Source organism: Chitinimonas sp. (assembly GCF_036568685.1).
Classification (GTDB): domain Bacteria; phylum Pseudomonadota; class Gammaproteobacteria; order Burkholderiales; family Chitinimonadaceae; genus Chitinimonas.
This window is the reverse complement of sequence record NZ_DATCSC010000093.1, coordinates 21,080-40,257: the sequence shown is the minus strand read 5'-3', so window position 1 is coordinate 40,257 and position 19,178 is coordinate 21,080. Positions and strand designations below refer to the sequence as shown.

17 protein-coding genes are annotated in these 19,178 nt (G+C 64.1%); 8 read left to right on the top strand and 9 right to left on the bottom strand.

The genetic code is table 11. The features are described 5' to 3' along the window. Nucleotides 1–25: 25 nt before the first annotated feature. The 4 genes from VIM95_RS13790 to VIM95_RS13775 all read left to right on the top strand — a co-directional run bounded on the left by VIM95_RS13790 (nucleotide 26) and on the right by VIM95_RS13775 (nucleotide 3,953). Complete coding sequence (locus VIM95_RS13790) at nucleotides 26–595, top strand: NAD(P)H-dependent oxidoreductase (protein ID WP_331986588.1); 570 nt, start codon at nucleotides 26–28, stop codon at nucleotides 593–595. A gap of 597 nt (nucleotides 596–1,192) precedes the next feature. Next, the gene (locus tag VIM95_RS13785) at nucleotides 1,193–2,494 is read left to right on the top strand and encodes an N-acyl amino acid synthase FeeM domain-containing protein (RefSeq protein ID WP_331986586.1); all 1,302 of its coding nucleotides are present in this window, start codon (nucleotides 1,193–1,195) and stop codon (nucleotides 2,492–2,494) included. A 323-nt stretch (nucleotides 2,495–2,817) separates the two neighbouring features. Next, a complete protein-coding gene (locus tag VIM95_RS13780; protein WP_331986584.1) occupies nucleotides 2,818–3,342 on the top strand; it encodes a hypothetical protein in 525 nt (174 codons plus the stop codon). Nucleotides 3,343–3,599: 257 nt separating this feature from the next. After that, entirely contained in the window at nucleotides 3,600–3,953 is a 354-nt protein-coding gene (locus VIM95_RS13775) for a YkgJ family cysteine cluster protein (RefSeq protein WP_331986582.1), read from the top strand. Between the two features lie 5 nt (nucleotides 3,954–3,958). Here VIM95_RS13775 and VIM95_RS13770 read toward each other — a convergent pair whose 3' ends face one another. Continuing rightward, nucleotides 3,959–4,951 carry a zinc-dependent alcohol dehydrogenase family protein gene (locus VIM95_RS13770; protein ID WP_331986580.1) on the bottom strand — a complete coding sequence of 331 codons (993 nt, stop codon included), beginning with the start codon at nucleotides 4,949–4,951 and terminating at the stop codon, nucleotides 3,959–3,961. Nucleotides 4,952–5,080: 129 nt separating this feature from the next. Here VIM95_RS13770 and VIM95_RS13765 point away from each other — a divergent pair, with 129 nt between their 5' ends. Beyond that, nucleotides 5,081–5,986, top strand: a complete 906-nt coding sequence (locus tag VIM95_RS13765) for a LysR family transcriptional regulator (protein WP_331986578.1) — start codon at nucleotides 5,081–5,083, stop codon at nucleotides 5,984–5,986. Nucleotides 5,987–5,993: 7 nt separating this feature from the next. Here the strand turns inward: VIM95_RS13765 and VIM95_RS13760 are convergent, their stop codons facing one another. Then, nucleotides 5,994–6,803, bottom strand: coding sequence for a substrate-binding periplasmic protein (locus VIM95_RS13760; RefSeq protein WP_331986577.1), 810 nt, complete (start codon nucleotides 6,801–6,803; stop codon nucleotides 5,994–5,996). A 156-nt stretch (nucleotides 6,804–6,959) separates the two neighbouring features. Here VIM95_RS13760 and VIM95_RS13755 point away from each other — a divergent pair, with 156 nt between their 5' ends. Continuing rightward, entirely contained in the window at nucleotides 6,960–8,105 is a 1,146-nt protein-coding gene (locus VIM95_RS13755; RefSeq protein WP_331986576.1) for a hypothetical protein, read from the top strand. Here VIM95_RS13755 and VIM95_RS13750 read toward each other — a convergent pair whose 3' ends face one another. After that, nucleotides 8,106–8,933: an AraC family transcriptional regulator gene (locus VIM95_RS13750; RefSeq protein WP_331986574.1), complete on the bottom strand. Its 828-nt coding sequence runs from the start codon at nucleotides 8,931–8,933 to the stop codon at nucleotides 8,106–8,108. 137 nt (nucleotides 8,934–9,070) lie between these two features. Here VIM95_RS13750 and grxC point away from each other — a divergent pair, with 137 nt between their 5' ends. After that, the gene (grxC, locus tag VIM95_RS13745; RefSeq protein ID WP_331986572.1) at nucleotides 9,071–9,337 is read left to right on the top strand and encodes a glutaredoxin 3; all 267 of its coding nucleotides are present in this window, start codon (nucleotides 9,071–9,073) and stop codon (nucleotides 9,335–9,337) included. An 18-nt stretch (nucleotides 9,338–9,355) separates the two neighbouring features. Here the strand turns inward: grxC and VIM95_RS13740 are convergent, their stop codons facing one another. The 4 genes from VIM95_RS13740 to VIM95_RS13725 form a co-directional block, all read right to left on the bottom strand. Then, nucleotides 9,356–9,907: a TetR/AcrR family transcriptional regulator gene (locus VIM95_RS13740; protein WP_331986570.1), complete on the bottom strand. Its 552-nt coding sequence runs from the start codon at nucleotides 9,905–9,907 to the stop codon at nucleotides 9,356–9,358. 3 nt (nucleotides 9,908–9,910) lie between these two features. After that, nucleotides 9,911–10,333: a DUF695 domain-containing protein gene (locus tag VIM95_RS13735; RefSeq protein WP_331986568.1), complete on the bottom strand. Its 423-nt coding sequence runs from the start codon at nucleotides 10,331–10,333 to the stop codon at nucleotides 9,911–9,913. 113 nt (nucleotides 10,334–10,446) lie between these two features. Continuing rightward, nucleotides 10,447–12,843, bottom strand: a complete 2,397-nt coding sequence (locus tag VIM95_RS13730) for a DUF6600 domain-containing protein (RefSeq protein WP_331986566.1) — start codon at nucleotides 12,841–12,843, stop codon at nucleotides 10,447–10,449. 152 nt (nucleotides 12,844–12,995) lie between these two features. Further along, complete coding sequence (locus VIM95_RS13725; RefSeq protein WP_331986564.1) at nucleotides 12,996–13,895, bottom strand: LysR family transcriptional regulator; 900 nt, start codon at nucleotides 13,893–13,895, stop codon at nucleotides 12,996–12,998. 158 nt (nucleotides 13,896–14,053) lie between these two features. Here VIM95_RS13725 and VIM95_RS13720 point away from each other — a divergent pair, with 158 nt between their 5' ends. Further along, nucleotides 14,054–14,524, top strand: a complete 471-nt coding sequence (locus VIM95_RS13720; RefSeq protein ID WP_331986562.1) for a nuclear transport factor 2 family protein — start codon at nucleotides 14,054–14,056, stop codon at nucleotides 14,522–14,524. A 98-nt stretch (nucleotides 14,525–14,622) separates the two neighbouring features. On the opposite strand, the gene VIM95_RS13715 is transcribed toward VIM95_RS13720, so the two are convergent. Further along, entirely contained in the window at nucleotides 14,623–15,060 is a 438-nt protein-coding gene (locus VIM95_RS13715; RefSeq protein ID WP_331986560.1) for a CBS domain-containing protein, read from the bottom strand. Between the two features lie 125 nt (nucleotides 15,061–15,185). Next, entirely contained in the window at nucleotides 15,186–19,133 is a 3,948-nt protein-coding gene (locus VIM95_RS13710; RefSeq protein WP_331986558.1) for a response regulator, read from the bottom strand. Nucleotides 19,134–19,178: the final 45 nt, after the last annotated feature.

Genomic DNA, 19,178 nt, shown 5'->3' with positions numbered 1-19,178 from the left:
GCTCTGATCTGAACCAGGAGCCACCATGAGCCAGCACGATACCTACCTCTTTCTGCTCGGCAGCGCTCGCCGTGAAGGCAATACCGAGCAATTGGCCCGCCATGCGGCTGCCAGCCTGCCGCCCGAGGCACGGCAGCACTGGCTCTACCTGCCGGACCACCCATTGGAACCCTTTGTGGACATCCGCCATGAAGCAGGCTTGAGCTATGGCCAGCCCGAGGGTAATGAGGCCATGCTGATGCAGGCGACCCTGGCGGCCGACCACTTGGTGTTTGTGGTACCGCTCTACTGGTACAGCCTGCCGACCGAGACCAAGCGCTACCTCGACTACTGGAGCGCCTGGATGCGTGTGCCTGGGGCCGACTTCAAGGCTCGCATGGTCGGCAAGTCCTTATCGGTGATCACCGCGGTGAGTGATGAAGACCGCGCCGTGGCCGAGCCACTGGTCGCATCTTTGCGCTTGACTGCCGACTATATGGGCATGCGCTTCCATGGTGCCGTCGTGGGTTTTGGCAACCGGCCGGGTGACGTGTTGTCTGATCCGCCGGCCCTGCAGGCCGCCAGCCAATTGCTTGCCTTGCCGGTCGCGGCCTGAGCAGTGCAGCAGGGTTGATTTTGGGGCATGGCCCCATGCGCCGGCTCACCTTACCAGGTGGGCTGGCGCAGCATTGCTGGTGTCGGAAAACTTTACGCCTTCTCGCCCATTACATGAGGTAGAACCCACAAAGCCTTGATATGGCTGGCTTTGTGAGTTTGGCACAGCAACTGCTTGCTAGAACCGAACGCTTCGAATCGAACGCCAGCTGACTGGCGCGGTACGTGAAGCAGACCTGTACCCAGCACGGCGCGGACCTATCGAACTGTGCAGGTATTTCTCGGGAGTCGTCAGCATGCGTGCCAGGAGAATAACCATCTCGGCGGCGGCCTTGTGCCTGCCCGCCGCATTTGCCGTCTGTCATGGTGGCATGCGCACAGTGTCGGCCCAGGCTCCTGCCTGGGGGGCGCTGTACTATGCTACGCAACGTGGTGTGCTGTGAGCCGGGGGAGGAAGATGGCCAGCCCGGTCAAGCAATCAGGACGTCTGGACCCGCGAGGCAAGGACCACTTGCGGCTGGCGTCCAATAGGCAGCAGGGGAGTGGACGACACCCCGCCGTGCCAAGACGTGAGGGGCAGCTTACCCGAGGGGTGGCCATGGCCAGAAGATATTGGGGCCGGATACGCAAGTATTTGCACCAACTGGCGCGCAGGTTGTTCAACTTTCTGCCGCGCCAGCAGAAGTTCGCTGTCTATCGCACCTTCGTGGTCTGTGATCCGGCACCTAGCGAGCGGCTGCAGCTCAAGATTGCCGAGACGCAGGAGGAACTCGAGGCCTGCTTCTCTCTGCTGCACGATGCCTACGTAGGTAGTGGCTTTATGAAGCCTGATCCGAGTGGCATGCGGGTGACCATCTATCATGCGCTGCCAACCACTACCACCCTGTGCGCCAAGTGGGATGGCAAGGTGGTGGGTACCTTGTCCTTGATCCGTGACAGCGCGCTGGGCTTCCCCTTGCAGAGCATCTTCGACCTCACCGACGTAATCCGTCAGGAGGGGGCCATCGCCGAAGTCTCGGCGCTGGCCGTTCACAAGGATTTTCGCAAGACCGGGGGCAGCATCCTGTTCCCGTTGATGAAGTTCATGTACGAGTATTGCACCGCCTTCTTCGATACCCGCCACCTGGTGATTGCGGTCAACCCCAGCCATATCGAGATGTACGAGTCGCTGCTGTTCTTCCGCCGGCTCACCGCCAACCCGGTGGCGAACTACGACTTTGTAAACGGTGCGCCAGCCGTAGGCGCCACACTGGACCTGCGTCAGGCACCAGCCATCTTTCGCGATGCCTACGACAAGAAACCACCGAGCCGCAATCTGTTCGCCTATTTCACCAATGTGCGGCTGCGCAATATCCAGTTGCCGCACCGGCGCTTCCATATCACCAACGATCCGGTGCTCACGCCCGAGATCATCAACACGCTGTTCAACGTCAAGACCAAGGTCTTTGCCAACCTGGGTGAGCGCCAGAAGGCCATACTGCACGCCATCTACAACCTGCCGCAGTACAAGGCCGTACTACCCCCGATCAGCGAAGACAGCGAGCGCATTGCGTTGCGGCAACACGACCGCTTTTCGATCCGCTGCCCGGGCAAACTCGCCTATCGGGACGAGCGCGATGTAAAGCACGTGATCGAGTTGGAGGTCGCCCAAGTCTCGGCGCAGGGCTTCCAGGCCAAGACCCGAGAGAAAGTACCGCTCAATGTCTGGCTGACCGCAGCCATCAACCTGGGCATCAACGAGGTGTCACGCATCCGCGTCATGGCCCTGCATGATCTGGGCAAGACCGGCTACGGCTTCAAGATCGACCAGCCGGACCGCACTTGGCGCGTGTTCGTTGCGGCGCTGTACCATGGCAGTACCCACGGCGATATGGACGAAGCGAGCCGCTTCTTGCTGTGAGAACCTGTGATGGACCCGCGGGAGGTTCGTTGCGCACAAGTAGTGCGGGTGCCTGAGGGCCAGCAAGGGGGACTCCGAAGTAGCAAGCCACCTGATGGTGGCTAGGACTTCACCCAGCCATGTGCTCACCGCCTGTGAGTCCAGCAGCAAAGGCCCTCCCGCAGCTTGGCACGCACTGGTTCCGGGCTCGCTTGCTCAGCAAGCATTCTTGCAGCCACTCCGTCGGCGGGGAACTTCACTAGGCTCGTCAGCGCATTGGATCCCTTCAGTTTCGCGATTGTTTGAGCTTCAATATTCGCTCAGGACACACCCAAGGAGGCCTTATGCACCGCCGCACCCTGCTTGCTGCAGCGTTTTGCCTGCCCTGGCTACCCGCCTGGGCTGTCGGCGGGCCGGCGCCAGACGCCAGCCTGCTGGCCATACAAGGCGCCTGGCGCGGCGAGTTGCGCTACCGCGACTATCGTAGTGACAAGCAGTTGACCCTTCCGTCCCGGCTCTATGTGACGCTGCTCGGCCCCAGCGCCATTGCCCTGGCGCTGATCTATGACGATGGGCCGGGCAAGACGGTCTACGCCTACGAGCAGATGAAGTTTCACTTCGACCATGGCGAGATGCATTGGCTCAACGGTGGCGATGCAGCGGGAACCACCCCTGGCGGAACCGCCCTGCGTATTGTGCTCGATACGCTCAGCCCCACCGGCCGTAAGCTGGTGCTGGAGGGGCAGGAGAAGGATTTCCTGGCGCGTTATACGCTGGACTTTGGCGCTGCCGCCCTGATCCTGCAGAAGGAAGAAGTCCGCAACGGCCAGGTGTTGCTGCGTAACCGTCACACCTTCAGTCGCCCTTGAACTTTGCAGGCCTTGCCCGTAGGTCGGTGGCCGCTTCCGTACCTGGTGCCAGGGCGGGCATCGATGGTTTGGCTGCCAGTGCTGGATGACCTGGGGCTGAAGATGCACGTTGGTTGAGCGATAATCGTGTACCGTCAAAGCGTACCGATTGGCTGGGCAAGCTCCGCTATTGCCGTCGGCTTAAGCCTGGTGCCTGGCACCTTTTCCAAGACGGTGCAAAGGTAAAAGGCTTTGCAGAGTTTCCCCAGGGAGAGAGCATGACCGACCATCGCCAGACCATACGTTTTCTGCGCCAGCGCATACCGAGTTTCGAATGCCTGCCCGGCTGCCACGACTGCTGTGGACCGGTCATGGCCTCCAGCACCGAGCTGGCCTACTTGCCCGAACGCAGCGAGGCCGAGCATGAGGCTGCGCTGCGTGAGCTGAGTTGCCCCCACCTGGGCGAGCACGGCTGCCAGGCCTATGCCGAGCGGCCGTTGATCTGCCGCCTGTTTGGCACCACCCAGCGCCTGGCTTGCCCGCATGGGCGCCGCCCGGCCACGATGGTGGCGCCGGAGGTGGAAGAGGCGGTCTTCCATTATTTCCGGCAGAGCCGCCAGGTTCTGGTTTGACTGCGTCAGTGCTTGGGCGTGATCAAGATTTTACCGGTCCGCTCACCTTGCGCTGCGGCGGCAACCGCAGCCTTGATCTCGCTCACGTCATAGCTGGCAGCGATGGGGGCACTGAGCTTGCCGGTGGCAATCAAACCGGCCAGTTCGCTCAAGAGTGCCACGTGGGCGCTTTGCGGGTTCTCGCGGAACCAGCGGGCCAGCCAGAAACCCTTCAGTGACATGTCACGGAAAATGATCTCGCGTGGCGAGAGCTGGCAGGCTTCTCCGCTCAGTGCACCGTAGTTCACGATGGTGGCGCGGTCTGCCAGGCTCTGTGCCAGCCGCAGGGTGGTCGCGCCGCCAACCGCATCGATCCCGAGGCGGATCGCCGCCCCGCCGGTTGCGGCCTTGACCCGCTCGGCCAGATCCTCGCCATCCACCAGTACCACATCGCCACCCAGTGCCTTCACGCCGGCCACGGCGGACTCGCGCCGCACCACGTTCACCGTGCGGAAACCGCGCAGCTTGGCCAGTTGCACCAGATAGCTACCCACACCCGAATTGGCACTGGTCTGCATCACCCAGTCACCCGGTTGCAGGTCCACAAACTCGCTCAGCAGCAGGGCGGCGGTCGGCGGGTTGACCGTCAGCATGGCCAATTGGCGTGGGTCGGCTTCGTTGGGCAGTGGCAGCAAATGGGCTGCCGTGGCCACCAGATGGCTGGCCCAGGTGCCGCTGCCTACCGGCAGCAGCACGGTCTGACCAATGGCTGGGCCGTGCGTGTCCGGCCCCAAAGCCACCACCCGGCCCACACCCTCGCTGCCGCCCACGGCGGGCAGCGGTGGCAGGATGCCGTACTGGCCGGTGAGCGTCAGCACGTCTGACGGGTTAATCGGCGCCGCCAGTACGGCTACCAGGGCCTGGCCCTGCTGCAATACCGGGGCCTCGAAGGCGACCGGTTCAATGGAGGCTTCTGGCACCGGGCCGCGCTGGGTGTATTGGGCTTTCACGAGTTTCATGGCTTCTCCTTGGATATGGCGTGCAAACAGTAAGGCCATGGTATTGCAGGGCGATTCTGCTGATAATCCGTACAAACTGCCAAATACCTTTGTCGAAAAGACAAATATAGAGAACGGAGATCGACCGCCATGGACCGGATGCGTGCCCTTCAGTATCTGCTCAAGGTGGCCGATACCTTGAGTTTTTCGCAAGCGGCCAGAGCCTTCGACGTGCCGGCTTCGTCCATATCCCGCCGCATTGCCGATCTGGAGGCCGAACTGGGCGCAACCTTGCTGCACCGGACCACCCGCGCCGTGCGTCTGACCGAGATCGGTGCGCTCTATGTGGAGCAGGTCCGCGCCGGTATGAGCCAGTTGCGCGAGGCAGAGGAACTCCTGGGCCTGCGCAGCGCCACCCCCAGCGGCACGCTGCGGATCAGTGCCATGCCCAGCTACGGTCAATTGCTCTTGATGCCGGCGCTGGAGCGCTTCAGCGATCGCTACCCGGATATCGTACTGGATGTGCACCTGAGTGACGCCCTGGTGGACCTGGGGCGGGATCAGGTCGACATTGCCATCCGCGGTGGCCGCCAGCCTCAGGCACGCGTGGTGGCGCGCAAGCTGGACTCGCATCGTTTCGTGCTGGTGGCCACGCCGCAATACCTGGCCGAGGCCGGTACGCCGGAGAATATCGAGGTGCTGCTACATCACCGTTGCCTGCTCTACCGTGGGCCGCACAGCTTGATCCGCTGGCAGGCACTCACCGCCGAGGGCTGGCAGGAGCTGCCCACGGTACCCGCCTTTATCTGCAACGATGGTGCCGGGCTGATGGCCATGGTGCTGCGGCACAAGGGCATCGCGCTGCTGCCGGGCTGGAGCGTGGCAGGTTATCTGCAGCGCGGTGAACTGGTAAGGATCGAACTGGCCGAGCCGGTATCGGTCAGCCGGGCGGGCGAGGGAGGTATCTATCTGCTCTACCAAGCGGGGCGCTACCAGGTACCCAAGGTCAAGGTAGCGGTGGACTTTCTGTTGGCAGCACTGAGCCAGCCGGACTGAGCGCTACTCAGCGTGAACGCTTGCTGGGGGCTAACCGTGGCGGCGCGTCGAACTGCAGGCCGCGCAGCAGCCATTCCGGGTAGTGGCGGGCTGCGATGGTGGGCAGGGTACTGTCCGCCACCATGCCGGCGAGGGCTTCGGCCAGTGTGTTGCGCACCTCGGTATCCAGCCGCTGCCGGCTCAAATACATGCCCACTTCCTGGGCACCCCCAGGGACCGCCAGCAGAGTCACCTCGTCCAGCATGTCCTGCTGCTTCAGCAAGGGGTAGAACACGTCGGCCGTACCCATGGTCGCGTCGGTGTGGCCGGCCTTGAGTTTGCGTACTGCGGTTTCCGGGTCCACCACCCATTCGAGCCGGGCCGCCAGTCTTGGGTCGAGCGCCAAGCGCCGTGCTTCGGGGCCAAAGTCATACCCACGCAGCAGTGAGAAGCGCGGCTGGCTATCCAGCAAGGCGGCCAGGGTTGGGGGCTGGCTGGATTGTGGCGTCTTGATCAGTACGATGGTCTGATTGCGGGCATAGCGCAGGAACTGGCCTGCTATTTCCCGCTCTGGCGAGCGGGTGCCGGCGCCGATCACGTCCAACTGGCCTTGCCGCAACATCAGGTAGGCTCGTGCCGCCGGCACGACGGCATAGCTGAAGCGGCAACCGGTGCGCCGGGACAGTTCGGTCAGGAAGTCCGGCACCGCCCCGCTGGGCTCTCCGGTCTGGCTGATCTGCATGCCCGGCCCCAGATTGAAGGCGCCGACTACCAGCGGACGATCGCCGCAGAGGCCGGCCCAGGCTTGGCAGCCCAGCAACATCAGCCAGATAGGCAAGCATCCGAAGGTTTGCAATACAAGGCGCATGCGTCGGGTGGGGGAAGGTTGGGGTGAGCGTTGCCTTCCATCATAGTGCCTAAGCTACTTGGCCATGATTACGCCGACCTCGTGGGAATCTGTAACAATGGCGGCCCGACGTCGGAACCCGCCCCCATGAAGTCGTTACGTCTTTACGCCTGCAGTATGTTGCTCCTCTCCATGGCCAGCCAGGCCGAGGAGATACCGCTCACGCTTGGTGGCCAGGTTGGTAAGGCGGCGGTGGTGATGGAGCTCAATATCCAGCCCGATGGTGCGGTGGATGGCCGCTATTTCTATCGTCAGCACCATGTGGACATCCCCTTGGCGGGTCAGAAACGCGAGGATGGCAGCGTGCTGCTGTGCGAGGGCGAACTGAACGAGGCCGAGTTGCGCGACCATGGTTGTGACGGTTTTGAGCTCAAGCCCCTGGGCAAGGGTAGCTGGCAAGGCAATTGGCGCGGTGGCAAGCAGGGCAAGACGATAGCGGTCCAGCTCGAACCACTGGTGCTGCCCGCCGATGCAGCCAAACCAGGCCGGTTGGCCAGCAACAGTGGTTATGAACTGGCGCGCCGGGCCGATATGAGCTTGCGCAAGGGCAAGTCCGAGCGAGTACAAGGCCATACCCTGCAGTGGTGGAGCGAGCCGGTATCCGGCATCAGCTTGTTCCGGGTGCAGGATGGTTACCCGGCCGAGGCTCTGGAACGCATCAATGCCGTATTGACCGAGCGGCACTGGCAGGAAGTAGGGGCTGCGCTGAGCTGCCTGGTCCGCCAGGGGCAGCGCGGCGAGTACCAGGTGCAGGCCAAACCGCGGCTGCTCTCGCCCAAGCTGTTCAGTACCAGCGTGATGATCAGCTACGACTGCGGCGGCGCACACCCGGACTTTGGCGACAGCCCGATCAACCTGGATGTGGAAAGCGGCCGCCTGTTGCAACTGGAGGACCTGCTCTGGCTGGGACGCGGCAAACCCCAGCTGGCACGCAACGCCAACGGTGACCGGGTCAACTTCGATTACGAAGACAATGTACTCGCCCCCTGGCTGGCGCGCACCATGGCGCAGCGCTACCCGCGCGAGAGCAGACCGAGCGCGGAGGCGGACTGCAACTATCGCGATAAATCGGTCTGGCGCTTTCCGTCCTGGTACCTGATGCCCAAGGGGCTCTACCTGGGGCCGTCCTTCCCGCGCGTGGAGCGGGCTTGCGAATACCCGGACTGGTCGGTACTGCCCTGGAGCGTATTGCGCCAGCACCCCGGCGCCGGTTTTTCACGCTTGCCCACCTGATCAACCCGCTGCGCGCTCGGCCTTGCGCCACTCGCGCGGGCTGTTGCCAGTCTTGCGCCGGAAGGCCCGCGCCAGGGCCGAGGCGCTCTCGTAACCAACCTGCTCGGCCACCCTTTGCATGGCCATTCCCTCGCGCAGCAGCTTTTGCGCCAATCCCAGCCGCCAGCTCAAGAGGTAGTCACCCGGCGTCTGTCCTACTACCGCACGGAAGTGCGCTGCAAAGCGTGCACGTGACATGGCTGCAGCCTCGGCCATGCTGTCCAGCGTCCAGCTGGCTTCAGGGTGGGCATGCAATTGGTTGAGCGCGCGTGCGAGCCGTGGGTCGGCCAGCCCGGCCAGCATGCCGCTCTCAACCCCGCGGGTGGCCAAAAGGTGGCGCAGGAGTTGGATCACCAAGAGCTCGAACAAGCGGTTCATCATCGCCAGCCGGCCGCATTCCTCGCCAAAAGCCTCCTCGAACAGCCAGCGCAAGGTAGGTTCCAGCATGGGTACGGTGTCGAGCGGTAACAGCAGGTAGTCGGGCAAGGCGGCTGCCAAGGGGTTGCCGGCACCGCCGTCGAAGTTGAGCGAGGCGCAGACCAGCTCGGTCTGGTCGGCATCACCAGCCATCAGGCGATGGCGATAGGGGCGGGGCAGGAATAGCAGCGAGGGCTCGGCCACCCTGGCCTCCTGGCCGTCCAGCAGCACGGCCATCTGGCCAGCCCGCAAGAGGTGTAGCTGGCCCTCCTGCTGGTCGCCATCAAAGGCGGTGATGCCGCAGAAAGCACCACTGTGGAATACGCCGGCACGCACCGAGAAGCGCGCCAGCAGGTCAGATAAGCGATCCATAGCCCCACCTTGAGACGATTGGTGGCTTATTGTGGACGGATTACCGCTTTTTCGCTCAGATTCCGCCGCATCATGCGTTTGTGCCTAGTCACCGGTATATCCGCTGCCGATCAGCGGCTGCCTAGCAGGAGCCCACCATGTCTACCACTACCCCCTCGACCGTCACCGTCTACGGCACCCACCAGTGTCCGTACTGCCAGATGGCCAAGCAGCTGCTGGCCAGCAAGGGCATCGCCATCGAGGAGCGCTACGTGGATGAAGACCCGGACCGCTATGTCGAGATGTTGGCGCGCAGCGGCCGTCGTACCGTACCGCAGATCTTTGTCGGCGAGGTACACATTGGCGGCTACACCGACTTGGTGCGAGAGAGTGAAGCCGGGCGGCTGGCACCCTTGTTGGCCTGATCGACCTGAATCTGTCCGTCAGCGGGGCAAGCTGCCACGCAGCTCGGCCACGGTCGCATCGAAGTCGGTGGCATCGCCCCGCATGCGGGCGGTGAGCATGGCACCCTGGCAGACGGTAAAGATGTAAGCGGCCTTGTCTTGGGCCTGCTGCGCCGGCAGGCCCAGTGCCATCAGCACTTCGGCCAGGCTGTCCACCTGTACCTGCCTGAGCTGGCGCCCGGCGTCGCGCAAGGCCTCGTCCATGCAATCCCAACCCGCTGCCACGGCGCCAACCGGGCAGACCTGGCTGCCGGCGCCCAGCACATCACGGTAGATCCGGAAATAGGCATCCAGCTTTTCCTGTGGCGTCTTGGCGGCCTTGTCGAACCAGGCCTCAAATTGCTGGCTTGCTTGCTGCAATACCGCCACACCCAGGCTCTCCTTGCTGGGGAAGTGGTGATAGAGGCTGGCCTTGCGCAGGCCCACCCGGTCGGCAATGTCCTGAAAGCTGAAGCCCAGGTAGGAGCGGGCCTGGATCAGCTCGCGCGCAATGTCGACAATCTGGGCGCGGGTCTGGCCGCTGGCACGCATGGCTTATTTCGCCGCCAGCAGGAATTTACGGTAAGCCGCCCAGCTCTCGTCCGGTTTGCTCTGGTGCTCGATACGGTAACCAGGGTGGGCGGTACGCAGTTCGTCCACGACATCGGCCAGGGTGGCCGCGTCGCGTGAATAGAAATAGAACTCGGCAATGCCATAGGACAACACCCGCAGGCAGAACACCGCCCAGCCATTGGCGTGCCGCTCGGCCATCTCGACCAGGGCACGCTCCAGTTCGGCAAAGGCGGCTTCCTCGTCCGGGTGGAGCAGGGCGCCCTCGGGTGGCGTCTCTTTGAACCAGACGCCGAACCAATTGAGCTGGCCCAACTCTTCGAGCGGGGCAACTTGGGCGAAGCGGTCGTCAACCATCACGTGGCTGAGGCCGTCCTTGAGCTTGATGGGGTTTTGTAGCCAGGGCATTGCGTGCGGGACCTACGGTAAGGTACGCGGCCTGGTTGTGCCAGGCCGCTTGGTTCATGAGCGCCGAGCTTAGCGATTCTTGCCGGCGACCTCAATGACCGTTTGCCCGCGCGTCAGCGCTCAGCCTGGCGGCGGTCCTGCTGCTGTCGTTCCCGCTCTTCCTTCTGTTGTCTCTCCTGCTTCTCGCGCTGGTGCTGTTCCTGCTGCTGGCGGGCGGCCTGCTCACGTTGCTGCTCCTGCATCTGCCGGACCTGTTGTTCTCGCTGTTGCTGCTCCCGCTGCATCTGTTCGCGCCCCTGACGTTCCTGCTGCTCACGCTGGCGCTGTATAGCCTGCTCCTGCGCGGCCCGTTGCTCCTGCTGTCGCTGTGCCTGCTCGCGCTGTTGTTGCTCGCGCTGTTGCTGTTCGCGGCGCTGCATGTCCTGCTGTTGGCGGGCTTGCTGCTCCTGCTGCTCGCGTTGACGTTGCACCGCCTGTTCCTGTGCAGCCCGTTGTTCCTGTTGCCGTTGCGCTTGCTCGCGTTGTTCCTGCCATTGCCGGGCTTGCTGGTCACGCTGTTGCTGCTCACGCTGATCGCGCGCCTGCCGTTCCTGCTGATCTCGCTGGCGTTGCCAAGCCTGTTGCTGCTCCTGCTGGGCGCGCTGCTGTTCCGCCATGTCGTTACGGCGTACGGCCTGCTCGGCTTGCGGCTGATCGCGTCGCGGCAGGTCGCGCGCACCCGGCTGTCCGGCGTCCCCGCGTTCGGGGACCACGGCGCTACCGGTGCGGCTGCGTTGCTCGGAATCCCGCCAACGTGGTTCGCGCTCGGGCGGGCGCGGTATGCCATTGTCGCTACGCACTGGCTGGCCGGCATTGGCGTCCGGCACGGGTGGCCGGCGGTCCGGTCCTCCGGCGGTGGGCGGCGGGTTCTGGCGGATATCGCGGTTCGGCGCGACCGTTTCTGGCATCGGGGTCAAGTGACCCGCGTCTGGCATGGGCGGGCGACGGTTGGCGTTGCTCACTTCGGGCTGCCGGCTACGTGCCGGGTCGATGGCAGGAGGCGTACGGCCCAGGTGGCTGGGCGGTGGTCCTGCACGGTCGACCACGTTGCCTTCGCGCAGATAGCGTCGTGCCAGATCGTCGTGCCAGGCCGGCGGGGTATCCGGTTTATGGTTCTCCACCACCGGCCTACGCTGGCGGCCGTCTGGCGCAGGGCCAGACCAGGGGCGTGCTGCGCCGGCCAGGCTCTGCTGGGTAGGTGCGACCGCGGGTGCCGCGCTGAAGCGCGCCTCGCGGAAGTCGCGCGGGTCGAAGCGGGTTGCCGAACGCTGTACTGCCCGACCCTGCACAAAGGCATCGGCCGGCACGGCGGTGACGGCGTGCGGTATGCGCTGATTGCGGTAGACCGTTTGGTTGATCACCGTGGTCTGGTTGATCACCACGGTTTGGTTGATACGGGTTACATAGCGTGGGCTGGCGCGGTAGACCGGTCGGTAGGCCTCGCCCGGCGCCAACGGGAACCAGGCCACGCCCGGGCGCCCAACGCCGATGCTCACACTCCAGCCACCGTTGCCGCCTGCAAAGGCAACCAAGGCGGGCGCATAGACCGGTCGGGGCGCCAGCGGGCCGGGTACCCAACACCAGCGCTCGCGGATATGCGCCCACCGGCCATAGTGGAAGGGGGCGAAGCCCCAGGGAGCCTCATCCACCCAGGTCCAGCCCCAAGGGGCGACCCAGGTCCAATGTCCGTAGCGGTAAGGTGCCCAGTCCACCACGGTCACCCGCGGTACCCATACCGGGCCGTAGTCCGCTTCCTGCTGCCAGGTACCGTACTGGTCCAGATCCTCATAGCCGGTGGTATCGCGCGAGACATAGCGCACCGAGGTGATCTTGTCCTCCCGCTGGTCGCGTGCCTGGGCCCAGCTGTCAAAGCTGTCCCTTCCTGGCGCATCGCCGGCACGGGTGGTGTCGAGCCGGTTGCCGACAAAGCGCACCTGGGCACTGGCGCGCAACCGGAAGCGCGAACCATCGTCGCCGTAGGCCATCCCCTCGCCCTGACGCAGGGTGACGGTGGTGCTGTCGTTGTCGGGGTCCACGTCGATCCGGTATTCGCCTGGCGTGCGTACTTCAAAGGCAAGGTTGGGTGTATCGATCTCGATCCGCTCGTCATCCCAAAGCTGGCGCACACGGAAGCTCAGGCTGCCCTCGTTGAGCCGCAGCTGCAGGTTGTCGTCATCCAGTGTCTGCACGTCCACACCGGTACGGCTGTTGAGCCGCAGCGCATGGCTACCTACGTGCAGCTCGGCCCGCCCGCCCTGGTCGGTCCATAGTCGGTCGCCACTGGTCAAGGGCCGGTTCAGCGTGGCGTAGCTCCATTGGTCTTCGCCGGCCGGCGAGAAGGTGACGCTGCCCTCGATCAAATTGAGCCGCGCTACCCGGTCCGGTGCATCCGGCTCTGCGTGGGCAGCCAATGGCAGCAGGCAGGCCAACAACATGGCCGCCAGGCGATAGCTCAGGGTACGCGGGTTCATTTTGGCACTCCTCCGGGCCAGGTCTGGTAGGGGGCGCAGGCTACCGCCCGCGCTCCTATCCCTACAACGCACCAGCCCCACCGAGGGTTGGCAGGAAGAGTGTGAGACCGTCTGAATGAACGGCAGCGTAATGGGGGCCTGGCGGCAGTTGCTCAATGCAACGCCGGGTTGGCCCGCAGCCGGTCTACGGCCAGGTCGAGAAAGCTGCGCACCTTGCGCACAGCGTGCCGGCCCTCACGGTGTACCACGTGGACCGGGATGGGCTCGGGCTCGAAGTCGGCCAGCACCCGCACCAGCTCGCCACGTTGCAATTGTTCCGCCACCTGGTAGGAGAGCAGGCTGGTCAGGCCAAAGCCGGTCTGGGCAGCGACCAGGGCCGCATCGTTGGTGGTGGTGGTCAAACGCGGCGCGAACTTGAAGGTACGTAGCTGGCCGTCGCGCTGAAAGCGCCATTCGGGGTGGGGTGAAACGCCACCGGCAAAGATCAGCGTGTGCTGGTGCAAGTCTTCCGGCCGCGTGGGTGTGCCATGCTGGGCCAGGTAGCCGGGCGCAGCGCAGACCACGCGGCGCACGCTGCCAACCGGGATGGCCTGCAAGGAGGAGTCGGGCAGGGCGCCGATGCGGATGGCGGCATCGATGCCTTCTTCCACCAGTTGCACCACACGGTCGATAAACCAGCAGTTGACGCTGGTTTCGGGGTAGAGGCTCAGGTAGTCGGTGACGATGCTGGTCACGTGCAGGCGGCCGAACAATACCGGTGCGGTGACGGTCAAGCGGCCGCGGGGAGCGCCATGCAGGCCGGCAGCCGCTTCGTCGGCCTCCTCGGCTGCAGCGAGGATGCGGCGGCAGTCCTCCACATAGCGGGCGCCGATCTCGGTTACCCGCACAGTGCGCGTGGTACGGGTCAAGAGTCGGACCCCCAGCCGAGCCTCCAGCTCCGCCACCGCGCGGGTGACCGCTGGCGGTGAAGAAGAGAGCTTGCGTGCCGCAGCGGCGAAGCCACCGTTGTCCACCACGGCGACCAGCACCTGCATCAAGTGCATCCGGTCCATCTCCCGCACTCCCCTTATTGTTTCCCAAGACGGAATACTGAATTACTTTTGGAGCGGATTCCAGGTGTCTGGCGTGGCGTCCACAATGCAAGCCATGTTCTGACCCACTGCTGCGCGGTGAGCCGGATGTCTGATCCCCCCACCTGTAGGAGCCCGCCATGAGCCAAGCCCGCCCCCCGTTCCCTCCCTTCAACCCGGAAACCGCCGCCCAGAAAGCCCGCCTGGCCGAGGATGCCTGGAATAGCCGCGATCCAGAACGCGTATCACTGGCTTACACACCGGACAGCCGCTGGCGTAACCGTGCCGAGTTCATCACCGGCCGCGAGGCCATCGTCGGCCTTTTGCAGCGCAAGTGGGCGCGCGAACTGGATTACCGCCTGATCAAGGAAGTGTGGGCTTATGACGGCAATCGTATCGCTGTGCGCTTTGCCTACGAATGGCATGACGACGCCGGTAACTGGTACCGCTCTTACGGTAACGAGAACTGGGAGTTTGATGAACAGGGCTTGATGCGCGTGCGCCACGCCAGCATCAACGACGTGCCGATCAAGGAGAGCGAGCGCAAGTTCTTCTGGCCACTGGGCCGCCGCCCGGACGACCACCCAGGCTTGAGTGAGCTCGGCTTGTAAGCAGGTACACCACCAGCCGCGCCCACGGCCCTTGGGTCTGGGGTACCAAGTGGTACGCATAGTGCGCCGAAGAAGGCTTTGATCCGGCTTGGCGCTGCTCAGCGTAGGTCGTGGATGTAGTGTTCAAGCTGGCTGATCACAAAGCGCTGGTCAGCCACCTGCTCGTTCACGAGATCCGAGATCGACAACACGCCCAGCACGGTGTGGTCCTCCATCACCGGCAGGTGGCGTACCCGGTTGCCCGCCATCAGAGCCATGCATTGCTCAAGGGTATGGCTGGGGGCGGCGTAGGCGACCTTACGGGTCATTACGTCGGCAACCGGCGTACCGGCGGAGGATTTGCCCTCCAGCACGATCTTGCGGGCATAGTCCCGCTCCGAGAACAGGCCGACCAAGGCCTCGCCTTCCATCACCAGCACCGCCCCTACGTCGACCTCGGCCATCAGTTGCAGGGCTTGGTAGACCGTGGCGCCGGGCGTTACCGCGTAGAGCGCCGGGTCAGGCTTTTCCTTGAGAAATTGCCGTGCGGTCTTCATCGTCGTCCTCCTTGTATGGCTCGGGCTTCGATCAAGCAATTGCTTGGTGTTATGGTCACTTTAGACCCAAAGCCGGCCGGTTTGTTTACCCTTTCGCCGCTACGCCCAACCTGGCCGCCGGGCGGTCAGGCGGCTTGTTCTGCCAGGGTATCCAGCAACTGCAGGCAGACGGGCAGTGCCTGTCTGAAGTCGAGTTGGCCTATGTGCCGGGCCAGACGCTCGTGCTGCTCAGGCCAGCGCTGTGCCAGCTCGGCCTGCAGTGCGGCAAAGCTTTCTGGTGCTTCCAGGCTGGTAGCCTCAAGCTGGCGAAGCAGCTTGCGCAGGCCGTTGCGTAAGGCTTCGTTGTCCAGCTCCGGGGCGGCTGCCTGGGCAGTCCGGCTTGCCCACTGGGCGGCCAGCACCTCGATCATCGGTCGCATCTGCTGCAAGGCTTCTTGCAGCTTGGCGATCTCTTCCGCTAGCGGTTTGCTCAGTTGCCTCTCCCGTACCGCCTGTTCCAGCCGCTTGATCCGGCTGGCCAGCTGCTCGGCGCCGATGGTGGCGGTCAATCCCTTTAGGCTATGCAGTATCCGGCACAGCGGCTCAAGCTCTTCCCGGCTGGCATGCTCACCAAGCTGTCCGGCTAGCTGGGTTGTCTCGATCAGGTAGTTGCGCAAGGCGTTGCAATAGATGTGCTGGTGGGTGCCAAAGCGCCCCAAGGCCGTCTTGACGTCGATACCGGCCTGGTAGGCCTGCTGCAGCAGGGCAGAAGAGAACTGGCTCCCGGGTGCCGTACTCGCCGATGGCGCCGCCGCCTGGGGGGCTATGTGCTGCAGCAGTACCACGATCAGTTGGTTGACGTCGAAGGGCTTGCCCACATGGTCGTTCATGCCGACCGCAAGGCAGGCCTCACGGTCCGATGCCATGGCATTGGCGGTCATCGCAATGATGGGCAGCGTGGTAAGGCCGAGCTGATTACGTATCACACGGGTGGCCTCGTAGCCATCCATGTCTGGCATCTGGATGTCCATCAGCACGCCGTCGAAAGGTTGCGATGCTTCCTGTATCGCCTCGATCGCAGCGTGGCCACCGCTAGCCACTGCGACCTCGGCGCCTTCATTGCTGAGCAGCTCACGGGCAACCTGCTGGTTGGTCAGATTGTCCTCCACCACCAGCAGATGCAGACCGCGCAAGCGCAGCTGGTTGACCGGCCGGTGGCGTACCGGCTCCGGTTGCCGGCCCATGCTGGCACGGGCGTCGTTGACCGCGTCGATCAGCATGGAAGTGGTGATGGGCTTGACCAGAAAGCCATCGAGCAGGCTTTGCTCCTCGATCACCTTCTGCGCCAGCATCTCCCGGCCGTAGACGGTCACCATCACGATCAAGGGCGGCCTGCCGGCGGTATCGAGCTGACGTATACGCAAGCTGGTCTCCCAGCCGTCCATGCCCGGCATGCGCCAGTCTATGAAGACCACGTCAAAGGGGCGGCCCTCGGTGACGCTGGCGGTCAACAGCTGCAGCGCCTGGCTGCCGTTGGTTGCCATCTGTGCCTGCCAGCCCAGTCCGCCCACCATGCCGGCGATCACTTCGCGGGCGCTGGCATTGTCGTCGACCACCAGCACATTGAGGCCCCTGGGCAGCTCGCCGCCAGGCGGCATCACGGGTGTGTCTGCGACGCTCTCCAACGGCAGGGTGAAAAAGAACGAGCTGCCCTCGCCGGCAGTACTTTCCATCTCCAGCGTGCCGCCCATCATGCTGACCAGCCGTTGGCTGATGGCGAGGCCCAGGCCTGTGCCGCCAAAACGGCGGGTGGTGGAGGCCTCTGCCTGGCTGAAGCCTTCGAAGATATGGCTGGCTTGTTCTTCGGAGATGCCGATGCCGGTGTCGCGCACGCTGAAGTGCACCGCCAGCCTACCGTCTTCGCCAGACAGCAAGCGGATGGCGAGTATCACCTCGCCCTGCTCGGTGAACTTGATCGCGTTGCCGCCAAGGTTGATCAGCACCTGCTGCAGTCGCAGGGCATCTCCCCTGAGTTGCCTGGGTACGTTGGGGTCGACATCGAACAGGATCTCCAGGTCCTTCTTGCCCACGCTGGCCGAGAGGATTACCCCAATATTGCGCAGCACCTTGTCGAGGTCGAAGGGATGGATGTCGAGTGTCAGCTTGCCGGCCTCGATCTTGGAGAAGTCGAGGATGTCGTCGAGTATGCCCAAGAGGGTACGGGCGGCGGAGTCGGTCTTCTCGACATAGTCGGCCTGGCGGTAGGTCAGCTCGGTTTGCTGCAAGAGCTGCACCATGCCGAGTATGGCGTTCATGGGGGTGCGTATCTCGTGGCTCATATTGGCGACGAACACGCTCTTGGCTCGGCTCGCTGCCTCTGCCACGCGACGGGCTTCCTCCAGGGCGGTCTGGTGGCGACGGCGCTCCGAGACGTCGAGCACAAAGGCAATGGCGCCGCGCCGGCCCTCAACCAGGATGGGGCCGATGGCCACCTCGGCCGGGAACTGGCTGCCGTCACGGCGGCGGGCGGCAAAATCACGGTTCGGGCTCATAAAGCGCGGCCGGGCGTGTTCCTGCGCAATAAAGGCCGTGCGCTGCGCCACATGGCTGCTGCGCTCGCTTTCCGGGATCAGTGACTCAATCAGCTCGCCGTGCAACGTGCCCTGGTCGTACTGGAACATCTCGTGCGCCGACTCGTTGGCGCGCACGATGCGGCCGGCATCGTTGACGACCAGCAGCGCGCCCGGTGCCAGTGTGAACATGGCTTCGATCTCGCTGCGCCGCTGCTCGGAGAGGGCTACCTCATGCGAGAGCCGGTCATTGAGCCGGGTCAGGATGTCGGCATTGTGGCGAGTGTCGGTGATGTCTTGCACCTGTGACACGAAATGTACCGGCCGCCCCCCATCGTCTCGAACCAGCGAGACGCTCAGCAGTACCCAGACCAGATGGCCATCGCAGTGGAAGTAGCGCTTCTCCATCTGGTAGGTCTGCAACTCACCGCGCAACAGTCGTTCTACCTGGGCCAGGTCAGTCTGCAGATCGTCGGGATGGGTGAGCGCCTGGAAGTCGGTCTTCAGCAAATGCTCCTCGCTATAGCCCAGCATTTGGCAGAGTGCGGGGTTGACCGTCAGCCAGCGACCCTCCAGCGAAACCAGGGCAATACCGTGCGACGCCGTCTCGAAGGCGCCACGGAACTGGTTCTCGCTGAGCAGCATCGCCCGCTCGCGGTCCCGGCTCTGTTGGGTGATGGCACCCAGCAGCAAAGGCGGGATGATGGTCAGCAGAAATGGCACGTAGACGGATAGGCTATGCCAGCCCGAAGTGGCCTGGGTAGGCTGGAAATAGCCCACCGAAATGATGGCCGAGCAGGCGACCGTGCCAATCAAAACCGGTAGAACGGCACCGGCCGTGCCGAGTAGCGCGGCCGCCAGGGTAATGGCGATGGTGACGTAGACAAAGGGGTAGGGCAGCCAGTGCAGGGCCGCACCATCGATGACCACGGTCAGCACCGTCAGCAGCAGCGAAGGTGTACTGAGCAACGTAGCGAGAACGTCGCGGTCACGCAACAGGAGGAGCCCCAGCGGTAAAAAGCTGCAGCTGCCGATGGCGGAACCGGCGAACCAGCTGGGCCAGGCCAGGGCAAAGCTCGCTGCACCGTTGAAGGCCAACGTGGCGGCACCCAGGCAGGCGCCCAGCGCGGGCGGCAGTAGGCCACCGAAGATCAGGAGCCGCAGCATGGCACGGGGTGAGCGGTCGAAGTCCCGCCATCCCCCGACCCGCCCCAGGACCAGGCCGGCGAACAATGACTCCAGCAAGTTGGCGGGCAGAAAGGACAGCGAGGTCGCGGCCGAGTCGCCCAGCAGCAGGTTGGCTGCCAGATTGGCTGCGCCGGCAGCAAGCAGAAGACCCGGCCAGCAGCGGGCTGGCTGGCTCAGCAAACAGGCTGTCAGCCAGGCATTGGCCAGCCAGAGCGTGGCGATATTGCCTGGCTGGCGGGAGAGTTCAATACAGAACAACGCCAGCAGCAAATAGATCAGGCTGCACAACAGGTAGCCGCGCCAGCCGTCACCGAGCAGCCAGGAGGGTGCTTGCACCTGTATCTGCATGTTTCCTGCCTCCGCACTGCGCGAGTGCTGTGT